Here is a 6000-nt window from a genome sequence, read left to right on the forward strand (position 1 = left end):
GGAGTCAGAGGAACAGACAGCGATTTCCGGGAGCGCTCCCCGATCGCCCGCGTATCCCCCCAGACACCCCGACAGGAGACGAACATAGTTGAGCCGGAGGCGATTCAGAAGAGGCAGGTTCCGCACCGGGCGCCCCTCGAAAGGAGTAAGTGCGGGATTTCGCCATGACGGCCCCGCCACTCCCCGCCCCGCCCTACAGCCCCATTCCGGACGCTGACCTGGGCACCTCTTCCGCGCGCGGCTCGACCGCCGGGACGGGAGGGGTACTTCTGGTCGTCATACAAATGGTCGGGACTGTGGACAAACGCATGGGCCCGATGCGTCATGGGAGGGTGAGGACTGCCATCTTCCGGGGGACGACCCCCGCACCCCCGAGGGGCACGCGCATTCTTGTAGTCGGCGGCGGTTACGTCGGGTTGTACACGGCTCTGCGGCTCCAGAAGAAGCTCAAACAGGAGCTCAAGAGCGGTGCCGTGGAGATCGTCGTGATCACCCCCGACCCGTACATGACCTATCAGCCTTTCCTTCCGGAGGCCGCCGCCGGCTCGATCTCGCCGCGCCATGTCGTCGTCCCGCTGCGCCGCGCGCTCGACCTGTGCCAGGTGATCGTCGGCGAGGCGCACTCCATCGACCACGCCAAGCGCACGGCCACGTACACGACGCTGGCCAGCGACGAGGAGGGCACGGGCGCTGCCGCCCTCACCTACGACGAACTGGTCCTGGCGCCGGGCTCCGTCTCCCGCACACTCCCGGTCCCCGGACTCGCCGACTTCGGCATCGGGTTCAAGACCGTCGAGGAGGCCGTCGGCCTGCGCAACCACGTCATCGAGCAGCTCGACATCGCCTCCTCCACGCGCGACCCGGCGATCCGCGACGCGGCGCTCACCTTCGTCTTCGTAGGAGGCGGGTACGCGGGCGTGGAGGCGCTCGGCGAGCTGGAGAACATGGCCCGGTACGCGGCGAAGTACTACCACAACGTCAAGGCCGAGGACCTGAAGTGGATCCTCGTGGAGGCCTCGGACCGGATCCTGCCCGAAGTGGGCCCGGAAATGGGCCAGTACACGATCCGCGAACTGCGCGGCCGCAACATCGACGTACGCCTGGAGACCCGGCTCGAATCCTGTACGCACCGCGTAGCGGTGCTCAGCGACGGCTCGCGCTTCCCCACGCGTACGGTCGTGTGGACGGCCGGCGTCAAGCCGAGTCCGCTGCTCGCCGCCACGGACCTGCCGTTGAACGAACGCGGGCGTCTCAAGTGCACCGCCACGCTCGCCGTCGACGGCGCCACGCACGCGTGGGGAGCGGGCGACGCGGCGGCCGTCCCGGACGTCACGGCACCCGGCAAGGAGTGCGCGCCCAACGCCCAGCACGCGGTGCGCCAGGCCAGGACCCTCGGCGACAACATCGCGGCCACCGTGCGCGGCGAACCGCTCGCCGACTACGAGCACGCGTACGCGGGTTCGGTGGCCTCCCTCGGTCTCCACAAGGGCGTCGCGCACGTCTACGGCCGCAAACTGAAGGGCTACCCTGCCTGGTTCATGCACCGCGTCTACCACCTCAGCAGGGTGCCCACCGTGAACCGAAAGGCCCGCGTCCTGACCGAATGGACGCTCTCCGGTCTGTTCAAGCGAGAGATCGTCTCGCTGGGCTCGCTGGAACAGCCCCGCGCCGAGTTCGAACTCGCGGCCGGAGCGGTCCCTCCTACGGACCCATCTGGAGGACCCTCCCCCGACACCCCACAAGGACCCCCGGGGAACCCGAAGGGATCGCCCTGAGCGTGCTGTTGACGCCCCCGACGGAGCACCGGTGAGCGGAGCGCGGAACTCCCGCTCGCGGACCGGCGTCTGACGTTTGTCAGTACGGTCGGCCAGACTGGTCCACGACCCTGGGCGGGCCCCTCGCCCGCCCTCGACCCCACGAGGCTTTCCCCCTGTGAACTTCACGCGCTGGAGCGCCCGGCTCCCCGGAACGCAGCGCCGCGCGGCGGCGCGCGCAGACCACGGCGGACCCCAGCGGCCCGACGGCGCGGTCCCCGCTGCCCGCGTCGAGCACCTGTCCGAAGAGGAGCCCGGCGAGGAGGGCGCGGTCGACGAACTGCCCGTACGCGAGGTCCTCGACCGCATCCCCGCCCTCGTCGCCCTGGTGCACGGCCCCGAGCACCGCATCGCGTACGTCAACGACGCCTACGTCGCGGCCTTCGGCGAGCGCACCGCCGGCGAGCCCGCCCACGAGGCGCTGCCCGAGCTCGACGAGCTCAGCCTGCTGCCGTTCCTCGACCAGGTGCTGCGCAGCGGCAAACCCCGCACGGTCAAGTCCCGCAAGACGTCCGGCGGCCGCTCGTACACCGTCACCTGCACCCCGCTGGAGACCGCGGAGGGCCCCGGTGTGCTGATCTTCGCGGCCGATGTCACGGACCACGCGGATGCGGCGGAGCGCCTGCGCACCAGTGAGCGCGAACAGCGCGAGACGGCGGTCACGCTCCAACGCTCGCTCCTGCCACAGGAGTTGGAGGAGCCGGACGACCTGCGGATCGCGGCCACCTATCTGCCCGGTGGCACCGAGGCGGCGGTCGGCGGCGACTGGTACGACGTGATCACCCTCGGCGGCGGCCGCACGGCGCTGGTGATCGGCGACGTCATGGGCCGCGGGGTCCGCGCGGCCGCGGTCATGGGCCAGCTCCGCACGGCGGTCCGCGCCTACGCGCGCCTGGACCTGCCCCCGCACGAGGTACTCCAGCTGCTGGACGGCCTCGCTACGGAGATCGACCCGCACCAGATCGCCACCTGCGTCTACGCCGTCCACGACCCGAACGAGGGCCGCCTCGTGTACGCGTCCGCGGGCCATCTGCCAATCCTCGTACGCGATGAGAACGGCACGATCCACCGCGGCGACGAGCCCACGGGCCCGCCGCTCGGCACCGGCGGCTGGCTGCACGCCTCAGGATCGGTGCCGCTCGGCGCCGGATCCACGGCGGTCATGTACACGGACGGCCTGGTGGAGCGGCGCGACGAGGACATCGACGAGGGGGTGGCCGCGCTCGAGAACGCCCTGGCGGGCGCGACCGGCACACCCCAGGTGGTCTGCGACCGTCTGATCCGCGCGGCCGGTGTCACGGCCGATCACGACGACGACGTCGCGGTCCTGGTCCTTCAGCACCCGGCCCGCAAGGGCACCGACGGAGAGCGCTTCCGCAACGCGGCGCTCGAACTGCTCGGCGGCGTGGAGGCGGCCCCACGCGCGCGTGCCTTCGCGTCCGGCGTCCTCACCAGCTGGCGCTTCGCCGACGAACTCCACGACCTGGGCGTGCTCGCGGCCAGCGAACTCGTCGCCAACTCCCTCCAGCACGGCACCCCGCCCATGCGCCTGCGCCTGCGCCGCACGGACCGCCGCCTGATCATCGAGGTGACGGACGGGGACGACCATCTGCCGCGCCGCCGCCGCGCGGAACCTGGGGACGAGGCGGGGCGTGGCATCGCGATCGTCGCCACGATCGCCTCGAACTGGGGCTCGCGGCGCACGCCGGGCGGCGGCAAGGCGGTGTGGTGCGAGTTCGTACTCCCCCCGGGCAAGGCCCAGGGAGCGCCTCCGGTGTGACGCCTCAGCCGGACGCGGCGGTGGCGGGCTCCGGGGAGCTCTGCATCACCACACGGCTGCCGGCCAGCGACGGCTGGTCCTGCACCGGCGTGAGCCGCTTGCCGAGCCGCAGCGCCAGAACGGTGATGGCCAGCGAGAACAGTACGAACGTCACGATGTAGGGCCCGTGCAGTGCGGCCCCCATCGGCCCGCCCACAGCGGGCCCGACCGCCAGCGCGAGCTGCTTCACCAGCGCGAACGCCGAGTTGTACGACCCGACCATCCCGGCCGGGGCGAGATCGGCGACGAGCGGTGCCACGGTCGGCGACAGCATCGACTCACCGAGGCCGAACAGCGCGTAGGTGGAGATGAACGCGGCGGTCGCCATCTCCTGGCTCCCGTGCCCGATCCCCGCGTACCCGGCGAACAGCCACGCGACGGTCCAGATCAGCCCCACCGCGGCGATCACCCGTGTCCGCTTCCGGCGCTCGACCAGCTTGAGCACGGCGAACTGGGCGATCACGATCATCGCCGTGTTGGCGGCGAGCGCGATCCCGAGCGTGGAAGCCGAGATCCCGGCCGCCTCGACGCCGTAGGCGCTCAGCCCCGACTCGAACTGTCCGTAACAGGCGAAGAACACCACGAACCCGAGCACGCACAGCTGCACCATTGCGCGGTTGCCGAGCAGCGCGCGCATTCCGCCCTTGCCCTCGCCCTTCGGCACGGCCTCACCGAGCGCGGGCGAGTGCGGCATCCGCACGGTCAGCACGATCCCGGCGAGCACCAGGAACATCACGGCCTCGATGGAGAAGAGCAGCAGGAAGCTGTCCGGCTTCGTCTCGTCCACGATCTGGCCGCCGATGAGACCGCCGATGCCGAGGCCCAGGTTCTGCAGGAAGAACTGCGTCGCGAACGAACGCGTGCGCGTCTCCGGTGCCGAGCACCACACGATCATGGTCGCGAGTGCCGGCTGCAGCACCGCCGTCCCGGCGCCCAGCACCGCGGCGGCCACGATGGCCGCTGCCTCGTACGTGGCGAACCCGAGGCCGACCGCTCCCACCGACGCCACGACCGAGGCCGCGACGAGCACGGGCAGCGGACCGCGCCGGTCGATGGCGCGACCGGTGAAGGGCAGGACGACCAGGGCGGCCATGGCGAAGGCGGCCAGCACGATCCCCGCCGCACCGGCCCCGAGACCCCGGACCTCCGCCACGTACACGTAGAGGAACGGAACCGTGAAGCCGATACCGAACGCGCTCAGCGCGCTGCCCACCTGAACCCGGCGCATCGCGGCGCCCATCGCCCTGGTCACTTTCACCTGCCCTGTCGTTGATCGGGACCTTAACTCTGAAGACTTCGAAGCTAAAGTTAGAAGCTAAAGAGTACACACCCAAGGACTTCAACGCCAACCATGGTCGTGCCATACTGCGCGGCATGGCGGACACCCCAGGCGCATCGGCGGCCGAGCCGACGATCGAAGAGCAGATCGCCGCGTATCAACGCGAGTTCCAGGCCCTCGACCCCCAGGTCGAGCAGATCGTCTCGGCGCTCGGCAGACTCAACCGCCGCATGAACGTGGCGTACGGACGTCAGACCGCGGAGATAGGGATCAGCAACGCCGAGTGGGAGGTCCTCAAGGCCCTCGTCCTCGCCGGCGCCCCGTACCGGATGGGCCCCGGCGACCTCGCCAAGGGTCTCGGTCTGACCCCCGCCGCGATGACCCACCGCATCGACCGCATGGTCCAGGAGGGCCTGGTCACCCGCGACCGCGACGAGAACAACCGCGTCCGCGTCATCGTGGAGCTGACCGCGGAGGGCCGCGAGAAGTGGCTGGAGGCGATGCGCCTCGCGTCCGTCTTCGAGGAGGACCTGCTCCAGGACCTCACCTCGGGGGAGCGCGGTGTCCTCGGCGCGGTCCTCACCCGCCTTCTACGCCGCGTGGAAGACGCACAGCCGGACGCCGGCGGCCGCCTCAGCGACCTCGACTGAAGCCGGGCAGAGGGGAGGGTTGACACGGCCTTCCCCGGTCCGTAAGGTACCCCGGGTTGCCACAGAGCCGTAACGGTTCTTCGGCAGCACATTCGCCGCTCAAGCGGCACCCAATCTCAGCACGATCTCCCAACCGGGATTCTATTCGGCGTGCCCGAATTCAATTCCGAACCCCCGATTCGCTCGGGGGCCGGGAATCCGCTAAAGTTTGGAACGTCGGAACGGCCCAACAGCCGGGAAGGCAAAGCCCGCTGACTGGGAATCAGGCCCGAAAGGATCTGATAGAGTCGGACTCGCCAGAAAGCCGAAAGGCCGGAAAGCGAAGAGAAAGACCAGCAGGACCCCGAGGAAATCGGCCGGTGAAACGGTCTGATAGAGTCGGAAACGCAAGAACAGCAAGACCGAAGGGAAGCGCCCGGAGGAAAGCCCGAGAGGGTG

4 protein-coding genes are annotated in these 6000 nt (G+C 70.2%); 3 read left to right on the forward strand and 1 reads right to left on the reverse strand.

The genetic code is table 11. From position 1 onward, the window contains the following. The first annotated feature begins 317 nt into the window (after nt 1-317). Together ACFYWS_RS37745 and ACFYWS_RS37750 are read left to right on the forward strand one after the other, a co-directional pair. Nucleotides 318-1775, forward strand: coding sequence for an NAD(P)/FAD-dependent oxidoreductase (locus tag ACFYWS_RS37745; protein ID WP_389284041.1), 1458 nt, complete (start codon nt 318-320; stop codon nt 1773-1775). A 157-nt stretch (nt 1776-1932) separates the two neighbouring features. Continuing rightward, on the forward strand, nt 1933-3594 hold the full coding sequence (locus ACFYWS_RS37750; protein ID WP_389284034.1) for a SpoIIE family protein phosphatase: 1662 nt from the start codon (nt 1933-1935) through the stop codon (nt 3592-3594). A 4-nt stretch (nt 3595-3598) separates the two neighbouring features. Here ACFYWS_RS37750 and ACFYWS_RS37755 read toward each other — a convergent pair whose 3' ends face one another. Then, nucleotides 3599-4873, reverse strand: a complete 1275-nt coding sequence (locus tag ACFYWS_RS37755) for an MFS transporter (RefSeq protein ID WP_389284043.1) — start codon at nt 4871-4873, stop codon at nt 3599-3601. Between the two features lie 134 nt (nt 4874-5007). Here ACFYWS_RS37755 and ACFYWS_RS37760 point away from each other — a divergent pair, with 134 nt between their 5' ends. Continuing rightward, complete coding sequence (locus tag ACFYWS_RS37760) at nt 5008-5562, forward strand: MarR family winged helix-turn-helix transcriptional regulator (protein ID WP_389284035.1); 555 nt, start codon at nt 5008-5010, stop codon at nt 5560-5562. Nucleotides 5563-6000 lie beyond the last annotated feature (438 nt).

It is taken from the genome of Streptomyces sp. NPDC002795, assembly GCF_042888725.1.
GTDB lineage: Bacteria > Actinomycetota > Actinomycetes > Streptomycetales > Streptomycetaceae > Streptomyces.